The 19,510-nt window shown below is 73.0% G+C and carries 17 protein-coding genes and 2 tRNA genes; 2 read left to right on the top strand and 17 right to left on the bottom strand.

Annotation, left to right across the window (positions count from 1 at the left end; all coding sequences use genetic code 11):
- Nucleotides 1-194 precede the first annotated feature (194 nt).
- From T328_RS17585 to T328_RS17560, 6 genes are all read right to left on the bottom strand, one after another.
- Nucleotides 195-1,046, bottom strand: coding sequence for a DegV family protein (locus T328_RS17585; protein WP_496497008.1), 852 nt, complete (start codon nucleotides 1,044-1,046; stop codon nucleotides 195-197).
- Between the two features lie 112 nt (nucleotides 1,047-1,158).
- Nucleotides 1,159-1,947, bottom strand: a complete 789-nt coding sequence (locus T328_RS17580; RefSeq protein WP_496497007.1) for a hypothetical protein — start codon at nucleotides 1,945-1,947, stop codon at nucleotides 1,159-1,161.
- Nucleotides 1,948-2,310: 363 nt separating this feature from the next.
- Nucleotides 2,311-5,157 (bottom strand): leucine--tRNA ligase, encoded by a 2,847-nt coding sequence (gene leuS / locus T328_RS17575; RefSeq protein WP_496497006.1) that lies wholly within the window; start codon nucleotides 5,155-5,157, stop codon nucleotides 2,311-2,313.
- A gap of 262 nt (nucleotides 5,158-5,419) precedes the next feature.
- Nucleotides 5,420-5,492 (bottom strand) — tRNA-Ala (locus tag T328_RS17570).
- Between the two features lie 41 nt (nucleotides 5,493-5,533).
- Nucleotides 5,534-5,767 carry a hypothetical protein gene (locus T328_RS17565; RefSeq protein WP_026276023.1) on the bottom strand — a complete coding sequence of 78 codons (234 nt, stop codon included), beginning with the start codon at nucleotides 5,765-5,767 and terminating at the stop codon, nucleotides 5,534-5,536.
- 245 nt (nucleotides 5,768-6,012) lie between these two features.
- Nucleotides 6,013-7,506, bottom strand: coding sequence for an MFS transporter (locus T328_RS17560; protein ID WP_496497005.1), 1,494 nt, complete (start codon nucleotides 7,504-7,506; stop codon nucleotides 6,013-6,015).
- A 101-nt stretch (nucleotides 7,507-7,607) separates the two neighbouring features.
- On the opposite strand from T328_RS17560, the gene T328_RS17555 reads away from it, so the two are divergent.
- Nucleotides 7,608-8,564, top strand: coding sequence for a helix-turn-helix transcriptional regulator (locus T328_RS17555; RefSeq protein ID WP_496497004.1), 957 nt, complete (start codon nucleotides 7,608-7,610; stop codon nucleotides 8,562-8,564).
- Nucleotides 8,565-8,576: 12 nt separating this feature from the next.
- Here T328_RS17555 and T328_RS17550 read toward each other — a convergent pair.
- The 6 genes from T328_RS17550 to T328_RS17525 all read right to left on the bottom strand — a co-directional run bounded on the left by T328_RS17550 (nucleotide 8,577) and on the right by T328_RS17525 (nucleotide 12,517).
- Nucleotides 8,577-8,649 (bottom strand) — tRNA-Ala (locus T328_RS17550).
- 115 nt (nucleotides 8,650-8,764) lie between these two features.
- On the bottom strand, nucleotides 8,765-9,400 hold the full coding sequence (locus tag T328_RS17545; RefSeq protein WP_496497003.1) for a histidine phosphatase family protein: 636 nt from the start codon (nucleotides 9,398-9,400) through the stop codon (nucleotides 8,765-8,767).
- A complete protein-coding gene (rsfS, locus tag T328_RS17540; RefSeq protein WP_496497002.1) occupies nucleotides 9,393-9,824 on the bottom strand; it encodes a ribosome silencing factor in 432 nt (143 codons plus the stop codon). Before rsfS ends, T328_RS17545 begins: the two co-directional genes overlap by 8 nt.
- Nucleotides 9,825-9,938: 114 nt before the next feature.
- Nucleotides 9,939-11,642 carry an LCP family protein gene (locus T328_RS17535; RefSeq protein WP_496497001.1) on the bottom strand — a complete coding sequence of 568 codons (1,704 nt, stop codon included), beginning with the start codon at nucleotides 11,640-11,642 and terminating at the stop codon, nucleotides 9,939-9,941.
- Between the two features lie 96 nt (nucleotides 11,643-11,738).
- Entirely contained in the window at nucleotides 11,739-12,338 is a 600-nt protein-coding gene (gene nadD, locus T328_RS17530; RefSeq protein ID WP_496497074.1) for a nicotinate-nucleotide adenylyltransferase, read from the bottom strand.
- On the bottom strand, nucleotides 12,335-12,517 hold the full coding sequence (locus tag T328_RS17525; protein WP_496497000.1) for a hypothetical protein: 183 nt from the start codon (nucleotides 12,515-12,517) through the stop codon (nucleotides 12,335-12,337). Before T328_RS17525 ends, nadD begins: the two co-directional genes overlap by 4 nt.
- A gap of 240 nt (nucleotides 12,518-12,757) precedes the next feature.
- Here T328_RS17525 and T328_RS17520 point away from each other — a divergent pair, with 240 nt between their 5' ends.
- Nucleotides 12,758-13,834, top strand: coding sequence for a M48 family metallopeptidase (locus tag T328_RS17520; RefSeq protein WP_496496999.1), 1,077 nt, complete (start codon nucleotides 12,758-12,760; stop codon nucleotides 13,832-13,834).
- 180 nt (nucleotides 13,835-14,014) lie between these two features.
- Here the strand turns inward: T328_RS17520 and T328_RS17515 are convergent, their stop codons facing one another.
- The 5 genes from T328_RS17515 to proB all read right to left on the bottom strand — a co-directional run bounded on the left by T328_RS17515 (nucleotide 14,015) and on the right by proB (nucleotide 19,275).
- Nucleotides 14,015-15,094 carry an SCO2583 family membrane protein gene (locus tag T328_RS17515; protein ID WP_496496998.1) on the bottom strand — a complete coding sequence of 360 codons (1,080 nt, stop codon included), beginning with the start codon at nucleotides 15,092-15,094 and terminating at the stop codon, nucleotides 14,015-14,017.
- Nucleotides 15,095-15,272: 178 nt separating this feature from the next.
- Nucleotides 15,273-15,764, bottom strand: a complete 492-nt coding sequence (locus T328_RS17510) for an SCO2584 family spore wall biosynthesis protein (RefSeq protein ID WP_496496997.1) — start codon at nucleotides 15,762-15,764, stop codon at nucleotides 15,273-15,275.
- A gap of 264 nt (nucleotides 15,765-16,028) precedes the next feature.
- A complete protein-coding gene (locus T328_RS17505) occupies nucleotides 16,029-17,306 on the bottom strand; it encodes a glutamate-5-semialdehyde dehydrogenase (protein WP_496496996.1) in 1,278 nt (425 codons plus the stop codon).
- Between the two features lie 208 nt (nucleotides 17,307-17,514).
- A complete protein-coding gene (locus tag T328_RS17500) occupies nucleotides 17,515-17,991 on the bottom strand; it encodes a DUF8830 family protein (RefSeq protein ID WP_496496995.1) in 477 nt (158 codons plus the stop codon).
- A 210-nt stretch (nucleotides 17,992-18,201) separates the two neighbouring features.
- Nucleotides 18,202-19,275: a glutamate 5-kinase gene (proB, locus tag T328_RS17495; protein WP_496496994.1), complete on the bottom strand. Its 1,074-nt coding sequence runs from the start codon at nucleotides 19,273-19,275 to the stop codon at nucleotides 18,202-18,204.
- Nucleotides 19,276-19,510 lie beyond the last annotated feature (235 nt).

The following is a 19,510-nucleotide window of genomic DNA, read 5'->3' as shown; positions in this document are numbered from 1 at the left end:
CCGGGCCTCCCCCGGCCGCGCTCCCGCGCAGCCGGCGCCTCCGCAGCTCGTGCCGACCCGGTCCCCTGGTCTCCGTCCGTGCGCTCATGACCCGAAGGTACGAGCCCCGCCCCCACCCCCGGCTGATCACCGTCAATTCCTGTGGATAACCCGCCGGTTGTGGACAACTCGCGACAACCCGCGACCCCGCGGGCCTACGCACCCCGCCGCGACACCACCGCTCCCAGCAGCCCTGGCCCCGTGTGCGCCCCGATCACCGCACCGACCTCGCTCAGGTGCAGCTCCCCCACCCCCGGCACCCGCTCCCGCAGCCGGTCCGCCAGCTCCGCCGCCCGCTCCGCCGCCGCCAGATGGTGGACCGCGACGTCCACCGGGCCCGCCGCCGCCCGGTCGAGCACCAGCTCCTCCAGCCGCAGGATCGCCCGGCCCGCCGTACGGACCTTCTCCAGCAACTCGATCCGCCCGCCGTCCAGCCGCAGCAGCGGCTTGACCGCCAGCGCCGAGCCCAGCAGCGCCTGGGCGGTCCCGATCCGGCCGCCCCGCCGCAGGTAGTCCAGGGTGTCGACGTAGAAGAACGCCGACGTCCCCGCCGCCCGCCGCTCCGCCGCCGCCACCGCGTCGTCCACCGAACCGCCCGCCTCCGCCGCCTCCGCGGCGGCGATCGCGCAGAAGCCGAGGGCCATCGCCACCATCCGGGTGTCCACCACCCGCACCGGCACCGGCGCCTCCTTCGCCGCCAGCACCGCCGCGTCGTACGTCCCGGAGAACTCCGCCGACAGGTGCAGCGACACGATGCCCCGCGCGCCCGCCTCCGCCGCCTTCCGGTACGTCTCCGCGAACCGCGCCGGGCTCGGCCGCGACGTCGTGACCGGGTTCCGTTTGCGCAGCGCCTCCGCCAGCGACCGGGCGGAGACCTCGGTGCCCTCCTCCAGCGCCCGGTCGCCGAGTACGACGGTCAGCGGGACGGAGATGATGCCGTGCCGCCGCATCGCCTCGGGCGGCAGATAGGCCGTGGAATCGGCGACGATCGCGACATCGGGGGACATGCCCAAGACACTACTGGGCACGCCGAACACCCCGCAGCCGAGGGCCCGCACGGCGCGTACGGGCTAGGGAGTCCGCCGAGGTCAAGCGAGGTGCACCGGGGGGCGGTACGCCCTACGCCGACTCCGGTTTGCGCAGCTTCTCGATCTTCGACAGCAGCGCCTGGAAGGCGTCCTGCCCCTCCGGACTCCCGCCGGACGAGAACGCCGGCTGCTGCTTCGGGGACCGGGTCGCGCCACCCGCCGGCCGCGCCTCTTCGCCGGACGCCGCCGCGGCAGCTCCCGTGGAGTCCGTGGAGTCCGTGGAGTTCGTGGAGTTCGCAGTGCCCGTGGAGTCCGCCTTCCGCTCCTCCGCCGGCGTCCAGTGCCGCAGTGCCCCCGTCTCCAGGTCGATCTGCGTCGTCAGCGCGTCCAGCCCGTCGCCGTCCGCCGCCGTGTGCCGCGCGCGGTCCTGCGCCGCCCAGCGCAGCGAGTTCGCCGACTGCGCGATCCGCTCCGCCCGGCTCCGCAGCTCCGGCAGCCGCTCCGCGACGCGCGACTTGTCCGGCTCCCGCTCCAGGTGCCGCAGTTCGCCGTCGACCTGGCGCGCGTACTCGTGGAGGCGGTCCAGCAGGCCGATCGACTCGCGCAGCCCGGGGTCGACCTGCACGGCGTGCTCCAGCTCGCGGCGGGTGGCGTCGATCGCGTTCCGCAGGGAGAGCCGCAGGCCCGCGATGTCACCGGCCGCGCCCGGCTGCACCGCGCGACGGGCCTTGAGCGTGGTCTCCTGGACCGTTCTGCGGGTGTCGGCCACCGTACGTTCGACGCCGCGCTTCACCGCCCGCGTCGCCTTCACGGTCAGGACCACGCCCGCAGCGACACAGAGCACGAAGAACAGCGCCAGCAGAGCGACGACGACGTCCATCCTCCCCCTCCTCCTTCGGTGGGAATCCCCGCCTTCAGGCGGGGAGAAAACCGATCCTGAGATCGGGCGGCGCGGAGCGTAGCAACTCCGCTACAGTGTGTGCCCTGCCCCCGGGCAGCGGTCAGGGCTTGGCCGTCATGAGGCTCCACCGAGCCAAGTGAGAAGCCACCTCGTTCACGGGGTGGAGGAGTCACGAGGTCTGCATCCCTCCATGGGCTACGCAGGCCGGGGCGGCCAGGGCAGGCGGTCTCCCCTCTAGCCTACGGGCACGGAGAAGGCCGGGAGCGCCCCATCGCCCCGGCCCTCCCCGGAATCGTCCCTTAGGGAACGCCTTCAGTTGACTGCGCTCATCTGCGGAGTCCTTCAGATGACCACGTTCACCAGCTTCGGCGCCCGTACGATCACCTTCCGGATCGGCGCCCCGCCCAGCGCACGCCGCACCGCCTCGTCCGCCAGCGCCGCCGCCTCCAGCTCCGCTTCCGCGATGTCGGGCGACACCTCCAGCCGGGCCTTGACCTTGCCCTTGACCTGCACCACGCACGTCACCGTCTCGTCGACCACGTACCGCGGGTCGGCGACCGGGAACGCCTCGTAGACCACCGTCGTCCCGTGCCCCAGCCGGCGCCACAGCTCCTCGGCGACGTGCGGCGCCAGCGGCGCGACCAGCTTCACCAGCGACTCGGCGACGCTCCGCGGCACCGCGCGCAGCTTGGTGACGTGGTTGTTCAGCTCCGTCACCTTCGCGATGGCGGTGTTGAAGCGCAGCCCCGCCATGTCCCTGGTGACCCCGTCGACGGCCTTGTGCACCGCCCGCAGCGTCTCCTCGTCCGGCTCCTCGTCCACGACGGTGACGGCGCCGGTCGCCTCGTCGACGACGTTGCGCCACAGCCGCTGCAGCAGCCGGTACTGCCCGACGACCGCGCGGGTGTCCCAGGGCCGGGAGACGTCCAGCGGGCCCATCGCCATCTCGTACAGCCGCAGCGTGTCGGCCCCGTACTCGGCGCAGATCTCGTCCGGCGTGACGGCGTTCTTCAGGGACTTGCCCATCTTGCCCAGCTCGCGCCTGACCTGCTCGCCGCCGTACCAGTAGCCGCCGTCGCGCTCCTCGACCTCCGCCGCGGGCACCGGGAAGCCGCGGCCGTCGCGGTAGACGTACGCCTGGATCATGCCCTGGTTGAACAGCTTGTGGAACGGCTCGGCGGAGGACACATGCCCCAGGTCGTACAGCACCTTGGACCAGAAGCGGGCGTACAGCAGGTGCAGCACGGCGTGCTCGGCGCCGCCGACGTACAGGTCGACGCCGCCGTGCGGCCTGCCCTCGGCCGGGCCCATCCAGGCGCGCTCGACCGCTGGGTCGACCAGCCGCCCGGCGTTGTGCGGGTCCAGGTAGCGCAGCTCATACCAGCAGGAACCGGCCCAGTTGGGCATGGTGTTGGTCTCGCGCCGGTAGCGCTGCGGGCCGGCGCCGTCACCCAGGTCCAGGGTGACGTTCACCCAGTCGGCGTTGCGCGACAGCGGGGTCTCGGGGCGGCTGTCGGCGTCGTCCGGGTCGAAGGTGCGCGGAGAGTAGTCCTCGACCTCAGGCAGCTCCAGCGGCAGCATCGACTCCGGCAGGGCGTGGGCGACGTCGTTCTCGTCGTAGACGACGGGGAAGGGCTCGCCCCAGTAGCGCTGGCGGCTGAACAGCCAGTCGCGCAGCCGGAAGCTGACGGTGCCCTCGCCGGCGCCGTGGTCCTCCAGCCAGGCGATGATCTTCCGCTTCGCCTCGGCCACCTCCAGCCCGTTCAGGTCGACGCCCGGCCCGGCGGAGTTGATCGCGGGGCCGTCGCCGGGGTACGCCTTGCCGTCCCAGTCCGCCGGCGGCTGCACGGTGCGGATGATGGGCAGTTCGAAGACCTCGGAGAACGCCCAGTCGCGCGCGTCCTGTCCGGGTACGGCCATGATGGCGCCGGTGCCGTAGCCCATCAGGACGTAGTCGGCGATGAAGACGGGGATGCGCTCGCCGTTGACGGGGTTCAGCGCGTACGCGCCGGTGAACACACCGGTCTTTTCCTTGGCTTCGGCCTGCCGCTCGACGTCGGACTTGGCGGCGGCCTGTACGCGGTACGTCGCCACCGCCTCCGCGGGCGTGGCGTGCCCGCCGGTCCACACCTCGTGCGTGCCCTGCGGCCAGCCGCCCGGGGTGATCTCGTCGACCAGCGGGTGCTCGGGCGCCAGCACCATGTAGGTGGCGCCGAACAGGGTGTCGGGACGGGTGGTGAAGACGGAGATCTCGGCGTTCTCGTGGCTCTCGACGGGGAAGCCGACGCGGGCGCCCTCGCTGCGGCCGATCCAGTTGCGCTGCTGCAGCTTGATGGCCTCGGGCCAGTCCAGCTCGTCCAGGTCGGCCAGCAGCCGGTCGGCGTAGGCGGTGATACGCATCATCCACTGGCGCAGGTTCGCCTTGAAGACGGGGAAGTTGCCGCGCTCGGAGCGGCCGTCGGCGGTGACCTCCTCGTTGGCCAGCACGGTCCCCAGGCCGGGGCACCAGTTGACCGGCGAGTCGGAGGCGTACGCCAGGCGGTGGCCGCTCAGCACCTCGGCGCGCTCCTGGTCCGACAGCGCGGCCCAAGGGCGCCCGTCGGGCGTCTCGCGCTTGCCGGTCTCGAACTGCTCGACCAGGGTGGCGATCGGGCGGGCGGCGTCGGCCTCCTCGTCGTACCAGGACTCGAAGATCTGCAGGAAGATCCACTGGGTCCACTTGTAGTAGTCCGGGTCGATCGTGGCGAACGACCGGTCCGTGTCGTGCCCCAGGCCCAGCCGGCCCAGCTGGCGGCGCATGGAGGCGATGTTCGCCTCGGTGGTGACGCGCGGGTGGGTGCCGGTCTGCACGGCGTACTGCTCGGCGGGCAGGCCGAAGGCGTCGAAGCCCATGGTGTGCAGCACGTCGTGGCCCGTCATGCGCTCGTAGCGGGCGTAGACGTCGGTGGCGATGTACCCCAGCGGGTGGCCCACGTGCAGGCCCGCGCCCGAGGGGTACGGGAACATGTCCATGATGAACTTCCGGGGCCGGTCGGACGGCGCGGCCGTGTCCACCGCGTACGTGCCCTCGCGCTCCCAGAAGTCCTGCCAGCGTGCCTCGATCTCCGCGGCCAGGGCAGCGGTGTAGCGGTGCGGTGCCGTCGCCGGCACTGACTCGGTGGCGGCGGCGGTCGTCGTCTCGCTGCTCATCGTCCTCAAAGCTCCTGGTGGTATCTGCCCGCGGTCGGATGCGGAAACGAAAAATCCCCTCGCACAGGAGGGGACGCCGCGCTGAGTGTTTCCTGCCGTCAGCGCGGCCCGCTAAGCAGAAGGCGTCGGGCACGCATGGGGTCAGGGTATCGCAGACGCCAGGGGAGCCGAAGCGCCCTTTTCGATGCCGGTGCAACGCCGGGCGAGCAGGTCGAACGCCTCGGCGAACGTCGTTCTCCGACGTACGTCCGTGACGTGTGAGTGGAGCTAAGGAGAATCGAACTCCTGACCTCTTGCATGCCATGCAAGCGCTCTACCAACTGAGCTATAGCCCCCAGGGCGCGGCTCACCCTACCCCACCGGCGACCGCGGGCGGTCAGGCCGTCGCGAAGGAGTAGAAGCGCTTGAGCGTGCAGTGCTCGTCCAGCAGCCGGCCGTAGATCGGCTCCCCCTCCAGCTCGCGGTACGTCTCGATGGGGTCGCCTTTTATGATCAGCGCCCGCGCGCACTCCTCGCACCAGTACTGGTAGTCGGGGTTGAGGGGCTCCATGTCGCGCACGATGGGGGTGCCGTTTCCGCACCAGTCGCACTTCCGGCTGTGTGCTCCCATCACTCAGCTCCAGCTGTGGCCGCAGGCCGTGCACACATAGGACACTCCGCCGTTGTCACCGAGGACCTGCGCGACGTGCGACGAACCGCAGGCCGGGCAGTGCAGGGCGGAGGCACGGTACCCTCCCGGCCGGCGGGTCCCGGCCGCCGGCCGCCTCCCGGTGGCGCACGAAGGCATCTCGCAGCCCTCCCTTCGGCTTCCGCCCTGTGAGGATGCTGTGATTCTGCCACGCGCCGCCGAGGTGGTCAGCGCCGATACCGGTACCGGACCCCCGCGAGCAGCCCCAGCACCCCCGCGGCGGCCAGCGCGAGAGAGGCGTCCCACACCGCGTCCGCTGACGACTGCAGGGTCAGCGTGCCCGCACGCTCCAGATACAGGGTGCCGATCGTCGCCACGCCGACCAGGCCGCCGAGCTGTGCCGTGGTGGTCATCAGGCCGCTGGCGTGCGGCGCGTCCTCGGGGCGTACGAGGGCGAGCGCGCCGGTCAGGTTGGGGCTGAAGGCCAGCGCCAGGCCGGCGCCGACGCCGGTCAGCCCGGCGTAGAAGCCGGGGCCGCCCTCGCCGCCGTCGCGCATCGCGAGCCCGACGGCCAGGAACGACACCGTGGTCGTCAGGAAACCGGCCGGCACCAGCGCCGGGCGCAGCCGCTCGGGCAGCCGCTGCCAGGTCAGGCCGGCGACCCCGAAGGCGACGGCGGTCGGCACGAAGGTCAGGCCCGCGCGCAGCGCGCCGAAGCCGAGCCCGGCCTGCAGATGCAGCGCCATGACGAACATGAACGCGCCGTTGAGCACCATGGCGAGCAGGGAGCGCACGATCGCCACGGGCATCCCCGGCGCACGCACCACGCGCGGCGGGAACAGCGGGACGCCCCCGCGCCGGGCCAGGCTCGGCTCGTACGTGGCGAAGGCCCCCGCCGCCACGACGCTGCCGGCCAGCATGGCCCAGCCCCACAGGGGCCAGTCCAGCTCCTGGCCGAGCACCAGCGGCACGGTGAACAGGGTGACCGCGGCGGCCAGCAGCACCAGCCCGCCGCGGTCGATGGCGCCGCCGGACGGGGCACCGCCCGCCGCGGCACGCGGCTCGTCGCGCGGCAGCAGCCGGGCGCCGAGCACGAGCAGGGGTATGCCCACGACCACGTTCACCAGGAACACCGGGCGCCAGGTCCAGCCGAAGACGTCGGCGCTGACCAGCACGCCGCCCACGATCTGCCCGGCGGCGGCGCCGGTGGCCAGGACGGCCGCGTAGACGCCGAGGGCCCGGACGCGCTCGGTGCCCCGGAAGTGGTGCTGGATGAGGCTGAGCACCTGCGGGATCATCGCCGCCGCGCCCACGCCCTGCACGAGCCGGAACGCGATCAGCTGGCCGGAGGTGGCGGCCAGCCCGCAGGCGAGCGAGGCGGCGGTGAAGAGCGCCAGCCCGCCGAGGTACATGCGGCGGTGACCGAGCAGGCCGCCGAGCCGGGCGCCGGTGATCAGCAGCACGGCGTACGAGATGGTGTACCCGGCGATGATCAGCTGCAGCTCGGCGCCGGAGGTGCCCAGCTCGGTGCGCATGGTGGGGGCGGCGACGTTGACGATGAAGACGTCGAGCACCGCCAAGAACTGACCGGCCAGGACGATGCCGAGGAGCCAGCCGGTGCGTACCGCGGGCGCGTTGTCGGTGCCGGGCGCTTTACTGGAGGTGTCGGCGGTGCCTGACGCGGGGCCGCGGCGGGGGGAGGTCGTGGTCGAGTCTCGCATGACGACAGCATCTCCCCCGCGCTGTACTGGTAATGAGAGCCTGCCGATGCTGGTACTGACAGCACCTGGCACGGCGGGCCGACAGCCCTGACCCTGGGGGAATGAGTATGGCGACGGTGGCGAACGGGCCACGCAGGCCGGAGCTGGCCGCATTCCTGCGCAGCCGCCGGGCGCGCATCACCCCGGCGGACGTCGGCATGCCGCCGGGCCTGCGGCGGCGTACGCCCGGGCTGCGCCGCGAGGAGGTCGCGCAGCTCTCCGGCGTCGGCGTGACCTGGTACACGTGGCTGGAGCAGGGCCGGCGCATCAACGCCAGCCCGCAGGTGCTCGACGCGGTGGCGCGCACGCTGCGGCTGGACGGGGTGGAGCGCGAGCACCTGTACCACCTGGCCGAGGTGCCGTACGCGCCGGAGCCGACCGCCGCCGCCCGGTCTGTCGGACCGGAGGTGCTCGCGATCCTGGCCGCCATGGACCTGCCCGCCGGGGTCTACAACTCGCGGTATGACGTGCTCGCCGCCAACGAACTGTACGAGCGGATGTTCCCCGCCCTCCGCGCCGCGCCGCCCCATCAACGGAACGTGCTGTGGCAGCTCTTCTCCGCACGCGCCTGCTGCTGCGCGATGATCAACCGGGACGAGGAGCTGCCGATGCTGGTGGCGACGTTCCGCGGGGCGTACGGGCGGCACGTCGGCGAGCCCTCGTGGGAGGGGCTGATCCGCAGCCTGTGCGAGGGCAGCGAGGACTTCGCGGAGATGTGGCGCCGGGGGGACGTGGCGCCGCCGGGCTCGCGCATCAAGATCGTGCAGCACGCCTCGGTCGGCGAGCTGCGCTGCATATCGACGTCGCTGACGATCACGGGCATGCCGGAGACCCGGATCGTGGTCTACTCCCCCGCGGACGACGTCAGCAAGAAGCTCCTCGACGGTCTGCGGACCCTGGAGGACCCGCTGATCGGCTGCCCGGCCCACGCCCGCCCGCTGTCAGAGGAGCGGGCCCGCCAGGCCGCCCTGGGAAGCCCGGAAAAGAACGAATCCCGCCCCAGCGGGACGGGATCCTGAGGGTCGATCGCGTGGAGCTAAGGAGAATCGAACTCCTGACCTCTTGCATGCCATGCAAGCGCTCTACCAACTGAGCTATAGCCCCGCTGCCCAGCCGTTCCCGGCGGGCGAACGAGCTAAATCTTAGCGGGAAGGCGCCCGGAAACAAAAATCGGTTTCCCGGCCGCAGACCGCAGACCTCCGCCCGCCGCCCCGGCGGCTCACGTGTCGTCGCCGAGCACCGGCTCCGGCAGGCTGCCCGCATTGTGCTCCAGCAGCCGCCAGCCGACCACGGACTCACCGAGCACCGACCAGCTGCAGTTCGACAGCCCGCCCAGCGCCTCCCAGTTCCGCGGCTCCAGGCCCAGCAGCCGCCCGATCGTCGTCCGGATCGTGCCGCCGTGGCTGACCACCACCAGCGTGCCGACGTCCGACAGCTTGTCGGCGTGCGCCAGCACCACCGGCGCCGCCCGGTCCGCGACCTCGGTCTCCAGCTCGCCGCCCCCGCGCCGCACCGGCTCGCCGCGCTTCCACGCCGCGTACTGCTCGCCGTGCCGCGCGATGATCTCGTCGTGCGTCAGCCCCTGCCAGACGCCCGCGTACGTCTCCCGCAGCGCGCTGTCGTACGTCACGTCGAGGCCCGTCAGCGACGCCAGCTCCGTCGCCGTGGCGCGCGTGCGCAGCAGGTCGGAGGAGATCATCGCGTCCGGCCGCAGCGCCGTCAGCAGCCGGGCGGCGCGCCGCGCCTGCAGCACGCCCGCCTCGGTCAGGTCGATGTCGGTCTGGCCCTGGAAGCGCCGCTCCAGGTTCCAGGCCGTCTGGCCGTGCCGCCAGAGGACGATCCGGCGGTCACGCATCCCGACGGGACCCGTCGCCGTTCGCCTCCGCGTACTCCGCGGCGCGCCCGCGGGTGGCCACCGCGTCCGGCGGCAGGTCCAGCTCCGGGCAGTCCTTCCAGAGCCGCTCCAGCGCGTAGAACACCCGCTCCTCGGAGTGCTGCACGTGGACCACGATGTCCGAGAAGTCCAGCAGGACCCAGCGGCCGTCCCGCTCGCCCTCGCGCCGCACCGGCTTGGCGCCGCGCTCTTTCAGCAGCGCCTCCTCGATGCCGTCCACGATCGCCTTGACCTGGCGGTCGTTGGGCGCCGAGGCGAGCAGGAAGGCGTCGGTGATGGCGAGGACGTCGCTGACGTCGTACGCGACGATGTCGTGTGCGAGCTTGTCGGCGGCGGCCTGCGCCGCGGTGCTGACCAGGTCGATGGAGCGGTCCGTTGCGGTCACGGGCGGGGCTGTCCACTTCTGTCGGGAGCTATCTGTCAGGAACTAGGGGTATCGCTGTGGATACGCATTCCAGGATCTCACGCCTGTACGACAGCGCCGCGGCTCGCGGCATCGTCACCCCTCGTAGTCCTGCCCGAGGACGACCGCCACATCCGCGTTCGCCGGCGTCTTGCCCTCCGCCACCGCCTTCTCGTCCAGCCCCAGCGTCTTCGCGACCTGCACGGCCTGCTCCTTCGCCGCCGCGTCCGCGTAGCGCACCTCGGACGTCGCCGCCGGCTCCGCCGCCTGGCCGCCGTCGACGAACGTGAACCCGCCGTTGACCAGCGCGACCTTCGCCGTCTCCGCCGGCTTCGCGCTCCCGGCGCCGTTCTGCACGCTGACCCGCGCGGCCGTGGCGCCCTCCGGGCTCTTGACGGTGCCGCCGAGCACGTCCTCGACGACCTTCTGCGTGGCCTGCTCGCTGGGCCGCCCGTCGGCGCCGACGTCCAGCGTCTCGGTCGCGTACGCGCCCTCCTTGGCCAGCTCCGACAGCGAGGCCAGGGACGCGGCCAGCTCGGCTTCGGAGAGCGATGGGTCGAGCACCATGCCCATGGACTTGACCAGGCTCTTCGCCCCGGCCGTGTCGCTCGGCAGGTTCTTCAGCACCGCCTGCATGACCTGCCCGAACCGCCCCAGCTGGGCCGTCTGCGGCTCGCCGTCCGCCAGGTGGGTGGCGTAGGCGATGGCCTGCTCGCCGTTGAGGCGGCGCTGCTGGCCCTTCTCGACCAGCGGGTCGTCGCCCTTCTTCAGGCCGGGCACGGTCGCGTCGGCGTCGACGACGATGCCGCCGACGCCCTCCACGAGGATCTCCAGGTACGGGGTGTCCAGCCGCCAGCTGCCCTTGATCTGCGAGCCCAGCAGCGCGTCGATCGAGTCCCGGGTGGCGCCCGCGCCCTGCTCGTCGACGGACTGGCCGAGGGTGGTGGCGGTGCCGTCGTCGCCGGAGACGGCGAGGTCGTTGGGGAGCAGCACGGTGGTGCCCTTGCCGGTGGTGGCGTTGTTCACGAGCAGCGCCGTGGCGCTGCCGCCGCCGTCGGTGTTGTGCAGGTGCACCACGAGGGTGTCGCGCTGCTCCTCACCCGCCGCCGCGGGCCCGGACTCCTCGCCGACGAAGGGGAGCCGGTCGGTGGCCCACAGGTAACCGCTGCCGCCGAGCACGGCGAGGACCATGACCACCAGCAGCGCGACCCGGCGGTTGCGGCCGCGGCGCTTGGCCTCCTCGCGGCGCTCGGTGCGGCTCTCGGTGAACTTCAGCCAGTCGATGACGTCTTCGGAGGACTCTGTCTCGTCCTCTACAAAGGAGAACTGCTCGGTGGCGTACTCGCGCGGCTCGTGCTCCGGCGGGCGCTGGTGCGGGACGCGCCCCCAGTCGCCGTCGGGCGGCGCGGACGTCACGGGCTGCTCGCCGGAGTGGGCGGCGGGGCCGTAGGGGTCGTAGTCGTAGTCGTACCCGACGGCCGGGGGCGGGGCGTGCGGGGCGTGGTGCTGCTGCGCCCGGGGGTGGGGGGCCTGGGGGTGGGGGGCCTGGGCCGGATAGTGCTGCTGCGCCTGGGGGTGGGGGGCCTGCTGCGGGGGCTGCTGCTGGGTGTACGGGTCGTAGTCGTACCCGTAGCCGGAGGACGGGTCCGGGTAGCCCTGACCGCCCGGGTCCTGGGAGGCCCCCTGCTGGGCCTCCTGCTGGTCGTAGGCATAGCCCTGCTGGCCGTACGGGTCGTAGCCGCGGGCGTAGGGGTCCTGGTACGGGTCGTGGCCCTGCGGGCCGCGGTATCCGTCGTTCACTGGTGCCCCTTCCATAATGGGCGTCCCCCGCCCATGGTCCCCCGTGCTTACCCTTCGCTCCCCGTGCGGCCCCCGCCGCCTTCTCGATCCTGCGCGTCAGTCCCCGTCGCGGTAAAGCCTTCGCTTGTTGATGTAGCGCACTACCCCATCTGGCACCAAATACCAGACGGGTTCGTCGCGGGCCACCCGTTCCCGGCAATCCGTGGACGAGATGGCGAGCGCCGGGACCTCGATCAGGAACATCCTGCCTTCCGGCAGCCCGGGGTCGTGCAAGCGGTGTCCCGGCCTGGTCACGCCGATGAAATGGGCCAGCGCGAACAGTTCCTCGGCGCCCCGCCAGGTGAAGATCTGGGAGAGCGCGTCCGCGCCCGTGATGAAGAACAGCTCGGCCTCCGGTTCGAGCCCGTGCAGCTCCCGGAGCGTGTCGATCGTGTAGGTCGGACCCTCGCGGTCGATGTCGATGCGGCTGACAGAGAACTGCGGGTTCGACGCCGTGGCGATCACGGTCATCAGATAGCGGTCCTCGCGCGGCGAGACCACCTTGTCGCCCTTCTGCCAGGGCTCCCCCGTGGGCACGAAGATCACCTCGTCGAGGTGGAAGCGGGCCGCCACCTCGCTCGCCGCCACCAGGTGCCCGTGGTGGATGGGATCGAACGTCCCGCCCATCACCCCCAGCCTGCGCTTCACCGCCGTCAGCGGTCCCGGTTGAAGCGGGTGGTGATGAACAGCAGGAGCAGCAGGATGAACAGTGCGCTCCCGCCGACGAAGTACGGGTTGAGGGCGGAGTCGTCGCTCCCGTGCTCACCGCCGCCACCGCCCCCGGAGGAGGAGGCGAGGTTCACGGCGAGGTCGTGGGCGGCGGTCAGAGCGCTCATGGTCACTGTGGCCAATCCGTGTCGTCGGGTGGGCGTGCCTCGACATCGTAAGCGGGTCCGCGGCACACCCCCACGGCGGCTCCGCCATCGGGGGGGCGCCGGCCGGGGTCGCCGCGGGCGGCGGCCGAGGTCACGGCCGGGTACGGATGCCGTGACGAACCTGCTACGGAACTCCCGGCCGCGCCGGCCCGTTGTCGCACTAGCCTTGGGGGTCAGACGTACGGGGAGGGGACGGACAGCATGCCTGAACTCAACAAGAACGTGCCAAGCCGAGAACGCAAGAGGTTCCCGGGAATCTCCTCGCGGGCGTACGAACACCCGGCCGACCGCTCCGCGCTCGTCTCGCTGCGCAAGCTCACCGGCTTCGACAAGGTCTTCAAGGCGATCTCCGGCATGCTGCCGGAGCGCTCGCTGCGGCTGCTGTTCCTCTCCGACTCGGTGCGGGTCGGCGACCAGCAGTTCCAGCACCTGCACGACATGCTGCGCGACGCCTGTTACATCCTGGACCTGGAGAAGGTCCCGCAGATGTACGTCAAGCAGGACCCCCAGCCGAACGCGATGTGCATCGGCATGGACGAGCCGATCATCGTGGTCACCACCGGCCTCGTCGAGCTCCTCGACGAGGAGGAGATGCGGGCCGTCGTCGGGCACGAGGTGGGCCACGCCCTCTCCGGCCACTCGGTGTACCGCACGATCATGCTCTTCCTGACCAACCTCGCCCTCGCGCTCGCCTGGATCCCGCTGGGCGCCCTGGCGATCCGGGCCATCATCGCGGCACTGCTGGAGTGGTTCCGCAAGTCGGAGCTGTCCGCGGACCGCGCCGGGCTGCTCGTCGGGCAGGACCTGGAGGCGTCGATGCGCGGGCTGATGAAGCTCGCCGGCGGCAACCACCTGCACGAGATGAACGTCGACGCGTTCCTCGCACAGGCCGAGGAGTACGACCGCGGCGGCGACGTCCGCGACTCCGTCCTGAAGATCCTCAACGTGCTGCCGCGCAGCCACCCGTTCACCACCATCCGCGCCGCCGAGCTGAAGAAGTGGTCGGAGAGCCGCGACTACCAGCGGATCATGGACGGCCACTACCCGCGGCGCGACGAGGACAAGGACGCCTCCGCGCGCGAGTCCTTCCGCGAGTCGGCCAGCAGCTACGCGGACACGGTGAAGAGCAGCAAGGACCCGCTGCTGCGGCTCGTGAACGACATCGCGGGCGGCACCGCCGACATTGGCGGCAAGCTGCGGGACCGCTTCAACAGCCGCGGCTCCGGCGGCTCCGGCCCGTCGGACGGCGCCGGCCCCTCGGACCCCTCGCCCAACTGAGCACCGTCCCCCCTCCGCACAGCACGCGCGCCCGCCGTACGCCGTAGCCGAGAACGCCGTCGCCGCCCCGTCGTCCCGGGGCGGCGGCGGCGTTCCGGCGTGCCGTCGCGGTGCGTCCCGTCGTACGAGTCGTACGAGGAGTCCCCGCGCCCGGTCCGTACGGTCCGCGGGCCGCACGCACTACGACGTGTGCGTCGCCTGCCCCGTGTCCAGCACGCCGCACAGCGACCCGCTCAACTGCCCCGGCGTCGCGAACGGGTTCGTGCCGTGCGGCGCCTTCTGCGGGTCCCGCTCGCCGGCCAGCAGCGGCCGCAGATACGCCGAGGCGTCCGCCGTGCACGCCAGCGGCCCGGCGGTCAGCGAGGTCTCGGCCAGCTCCAGCTGGCGGTCGCGCAGGTCGTCGTGGTCGAAGCGGATACGCACCTGGCGGCGCACGGTGAACAGCGACGCCTCCTCGGCCGCCGCCGCGGACGCCTTGGCCGGGCTCAGCGCGTAGACGAAGACGTGGTCGGCGCTGACCTCCAGCTCCTGGTCGCCGACCTCCGCGTACGTCACCGCGCCGTCGACCCGTACGTTCCGGTCGGCCAGCCGCACGTGCTCGGGGTCGAAGCGGATCATCCAGCCGGTCGCGGCGTGCCGGCCGTCGTCGGCGGGGCGGGCGATGCTCTGGTCGAACTGCCCGTGCTGCTGCGGGTCGAGCTGGATGCGTACGTCGCGCACGTTGTCGCCGGTCAGCGTGCGGACGTCGACCGCGGAGGTGACGAGGTAGTCCTTGCTGGCGGTGAGCGCCTGGACCACCTGCTCCTCGGTGAAGTGCCGGGTCGACCCCGGATCCGGCAGCTCGATGCCGGAGGCGCCGGTGCCGAAGTCCGCGGCCGGGCTGTCCGCGATCAGCTCCGCCGGCTCGCCGCCGGGCACCGGGCCCTCGGGCGTCAGCGGCACGACGGTGCTGCGCAGCGGCGCCGCGGCGGGGACGCCGGGCTGCCGGTAGGGGTGGCGTACGCCCATGTAGATGGCGGTGCCGAAGGCGAGCGCGATGAGCAGCACGAGCACGAGGGCCTGCCGGGACGCACCGGGGCGCTGGGGGCGGCGGCTGCGTACGGCGGGGGTGTGGTCGCCGACGCGCTCGCGGGCGGAGTACTCCTCCAGCCGGGCAGCCTTGACGAACGCCTCATCGAAGACGATGGAGCGGTATTCGTCGTCTCCGCCTCCCGGGGCGCGCTCGGGTGTCCCGTCGGGCGGGCCTTCGTGCCCGGCCATATACAGAAGAGTAGGTCCGCCGCGCCCCGCGTAAACCGCCGCGTCAACGCCAACTTCCCGCCGCGCCGTGGGGGTACGGCCCACGCCCGCGGGGCGTAGGGGGAGGGTGAGGACCAATCGGGCGGAAGCGGTTGCCGCCCGGTGTCGTACCGGTGCCGGCGCCCGCCGGGCGCGCGGTTCAGCGCGGGGTCAGGGACGGCTCGCGGGCGTCCGCGCCGGTCGTCGCCGACGGGCTGGAGCCGCCGGGGGGCGGGGCGTCCTCCCGGCCGCCGGGGCCGGAGCGGTAGACGGCGGCGAAGGACAGGGCGACGATGCCGACGCCCAGGAGGAGGGCGAGCAGCAGGGCGACGGGGCGCTGCCAGTGCCCGTGGCCGCGGTACGGGCGCAGGGCGCCGCCGTAGGGGCCGTACGGGTCGGGGGCGTCCGGATCGTCCCAGCCGTCGTACAACCGCTCGTCCAGCGCGGCGTCGCCGAGGACGGCCTCGGCCTGGGCCCGCGCCTCCGCGGCGCCGACCATGCGCTCCACGGCGCTGGGCTCGTGGAAGTGGGCCGAACGGACGAAGTCCTCGTCGAGGACCACGGCGGCGAACTCCTCGTCCGCTCCTCCGTGGTGGTGGCTGTCGGGCTCGTCGCCGTCGGCGTACGGCCTGCCCCCCACATCGTCCGGCACCCGACCAGCGTAAACCGCGACGGCCGGGATGCGCCAGGCGGCGGGTGACTCGGCCGGCCGATCCCGGCCATCCGTGCGAAACGGTCGTACGGGCCGCCCCCGCGGCCGGGAAACGCCTCGGGACTGCCCGGGAAAGCCCGGGGAACGCCCCGGGAAAGGCCCGGGAAAGCCGCTGAGCGGCCTCTCACGGCCCCGGCGCCGCCGCTGTGGCCCCACGGCGGGGCCCAGGGCCCGCCGGCGGCGGGGCGACCGGCTACCGGCCCGCTACCCGCCCTTCAGCTGACCGTCGCCCGTGACGACGTACTTCGTCGACGTCAGCTCCGGCAGCCCCATCGGGCCGCGCGCGTGCAGCTTCTGCGTGGAGATGCCGATCTCCGCGCCGAAGCCGAACTCCGCGCCGTCGGTGAACCGGGTGGAGGCGTTGACCATGACCGCCGCGGAGTCCACGAGGGCGGTGAAGCGGCGGGCCGCGCCGGTGTCGCGGGTGACGATCGCCTCGGTGTGCCCGGAGGACCAGCGGCGGATGTGCCCCACGGCGTCGTCCAGGGAGCGGACCACCGCCGCGGCGATGTCGTACGACAGGTACTCCGTGGCCCAGTCGGCGTCGTCGGCGAGCGGCACGTGCACGCCGGCCGCGGCGCCCGCCTTCACCCAGGCGTCGTCACCGTGCACGGTGACGCCCGCGGCCCCCAGGGCCGCGAGGGCGCGGGGCAGGAAGACGTCGGCGACGGCCTGGTGCACCAGGACGGTCTCGGCGGCGTTGCACACGCTGGGCCGCTGCGCCTTGGAGTTGACGAGGATCTTCTCGGCGAGGTCGAGGTCGGCGTGCTCGTCCACGTACACATGGCAGTTGCCCGTGCCGGTCTCGATCACCGGGACCGTGGACTCCTCGACGACGGTACGGATGAGGCCGGCGCCGCCGCGCGGGATCAGCACGTCGACCAGGCCGCGGGCGCGCATCAGCTCGTGCACCGACTCCCGGCTCTGCCCGGGCACCAGCCGCACCGCGTCCGGCGGCAGCCCGGCGGCGGCGAGGGCGTCGCGCAGCACGGCGACGAGCGCGGCGTTCGAGGCGTACGCAGAGGAGGAGCCGCGCAGCAGCACCGCGTTGCCCGACTTGAGGCAGAGCGCGGCGGCGTCCACGGTGACGTTGGGCCGGCCCTCGTAGATGATGCCGACGACGCCGAGCGGCACCCGCAGTTGGCGCAGCTCCAGCCCGTTCGGCAGCGTGGAGCCGCGGACCACCTCGCCGACCGGGTCCGGCAGCCCGGCGACGTCCCGGACGTCGGAGGCGATGCCGGCGATCCGCTCCTCGGTCAGCGTCAGCCGGTCCACCATCGCGTCGGAGACCCCGTCGGCCCGGGCCCGGGCGACGTCCTCGGCGTTGGCCGCGACGACCTCCGCGGCGCGCGCCCGCAGCGCGTCGGCGACGGCCAGCAGGGCGCCGTCCTTGGCCGCCCGCGGCAGCGGGGCGATCATCGCCGCCGCCGTGCGCGCACGCTGGGCGGCCTCGCGGACCAGGGACTGGGTTTCGCTGCTCATGCCGAGCAGCGTAGCCGCCGGCGCCGACATCGCGGACAGGCCGTATCACTCCGCGAGACGTCGGCACGGACAGGTGCGTACTCCCGCGCGGCGCCCCGTGCGCGTACGCGGGTAGCCGCCCCAGGGCGTGAGCCCGTCGCACGCGCCGGGTCGTACGCCCCCCCCGTACGGACCCGCGACGCCCCGGAAAACCCTCCGCCTCAGCCGCTCAGAACGGGTGCACCCCCACCGGGACCGCCGGAGCCGGCCCGTATCCGTCGGCGATGCGCTGGTGGTACGTCTCCCGCGCGATCACCTCCAGGCCGACGATCTCCCACGGCGGCAGCTGTGCCGACGCCCGGTGCTCCCCCCAGAGCCGCAGCGCCACGGCCGCCGCGTCGTGCAGGTCGCGGGCCTCTTCCCAGTAGCGGATCTCGGCGTGATCGTTGGCGTAGCGGCTGGTCAGCAGGAAGGGGTGGTCGTGTGCCAGCCGCTCCAGGCCGCGCCTGATCTCCTTCAGCGGGGCCTCGGGGCCGGCGACGCTCAGCGTGACGTGCCACAGCCGGTGGGCACCGTCCGCGTCGGGCCCCTCGCCGTCCGCCGGCTCTTCCGCCGTGCCCGTACGCACACCTCCGATCCCCCTGACGCTGGTCAGCGTCCGCTGTGCCGTTCCCCGGGGCAGCGCCCCTGGACGCCCTTGTGTCACGGGCGGCCTCCTGAATACGAGTCTGCAACGGGCTGCACGCCGCGGCAGCCCCATACAACAAAGTTGACCAGCCGACGCGCCCGCCCGTGGTGCTTTTACCCAAGGTCTCTGGTCCAACCGCGTTTTTCCGCGCGCCGCGCGCCGGTCTCACGCGGGGTGCGTCACCCCTCGCGCGTCACGTGCCGCACTGACGCAAGGGGGTCCCGCACGTCACGTGTCGAGCACCACGAGGTCGTCCCGGTGCACAACCTCGCGCTCGTACGCCGGCCCCAGCTCCCTGGCCAGCTCGCGGGTGGAACGGCCCAGCAGCCGCGGCAGCTCCTCGGCGTCGAAGGCGACGAGGCCGCGGGCGACCGCCCGCCCCGCGGTGTCCCGCAGCTCCACCGGGTCGCCCGCGATGAACCTGCCCTCCACCTCCTTGATCCCCGCCGGCAGCAGCGACGTGCGCCGCTCGGTGACGGCCCGTACCGCGCCGTCGTCCAGCACCAGCGCCCCCTGCGGGGTCGATGCGTGCGCCAGCCACAGCAGCCGGCCGCGGGCGCGCCGCCCGGTGGGGTGGAAGTACGTGCCCGTGAGCTGCCCGGTCAGCGCCGCGTCGGCGTGCACGGCGGAGGTCAGCACGACGGGCACGCCCTCGCCGGTGGCGATCCGGGCGGCCTCCACCTTGGTCACCATGCCGCCCGTGCCCACCCCGGCCCGCCCCGCGGGGCCGAGCCGGACGCCGGCCAGCTCGCTCCGGTCGCGTACCTCGGCGATGCGGGAGGTGCCGGGGGCGGTGGGCAGGCCGTCGTAGAGGCCGTCCACGTCGGAGAGGAGGACCAGGAGGTCGGCGCGGGCCAGATGGGCGACGAGGGCGGCGAGGCGGTCGTTGTCGCCGAAGCGGATCTCCTCGGTCGCCACGGTGTCGTTCTCGTTGACGACGGGCACGGCGCCCATGGCGAACAGCTGCTCCAGAGTGCGCTGCGCGTTGCGGTAGTGGGTGCGGCGGCTCATGTCGTCGGTGGTCAGCAGCACCTGCCCGACGCGCTTGCCGTAGCGGGCGTACGAGGCGGTGTAGCGGGCCATCAGCAGCCCCTGCCCGACGCTGGCCGCCGCCTGCTGCCGGGCCAGGTCGCGGGGCCGCTTGCCGAGGCCGAGCGGCGCCAGCCCGGCGGCGATGGCCCCGGAGCTGACCAGCACGATCTCCCGGTCGCCGTGCTTGGCGAGCGCGTCCACCAGCGCGTCGACCCGGTCCGCGTCCAGCCCTCCGGCCGCGGTGGTCAGCGAGGACGACCCCACCTTCACGACCACCCTGCGGGCCCTCGCCGCGGCTTCCCGACTCGCCCCTGCCACCTGTACCCCTGCGCTTTCCCGGCCTGCGGCCCGTCCGTACGGAACTGCGAACCTACGCCACCGCCGGGCCGCCCGGCCGCGCCGTCCCACGGTTCGGACACCCGGTGCGCCTACGGGCATTTCCGCCGGTCCCACAAACGAAAAGGACGACAAGGCCCGCTACGCGCATTTGGGCCCGATTGGCGGC

Source organism: Streptomyces sp. CNX435 (genome assembly GCF_059570575.1).
Note: the sequence above shows the minus strand (reverse complement) of the source record. Positions and strands in the feature narration are given on the sequence as shown.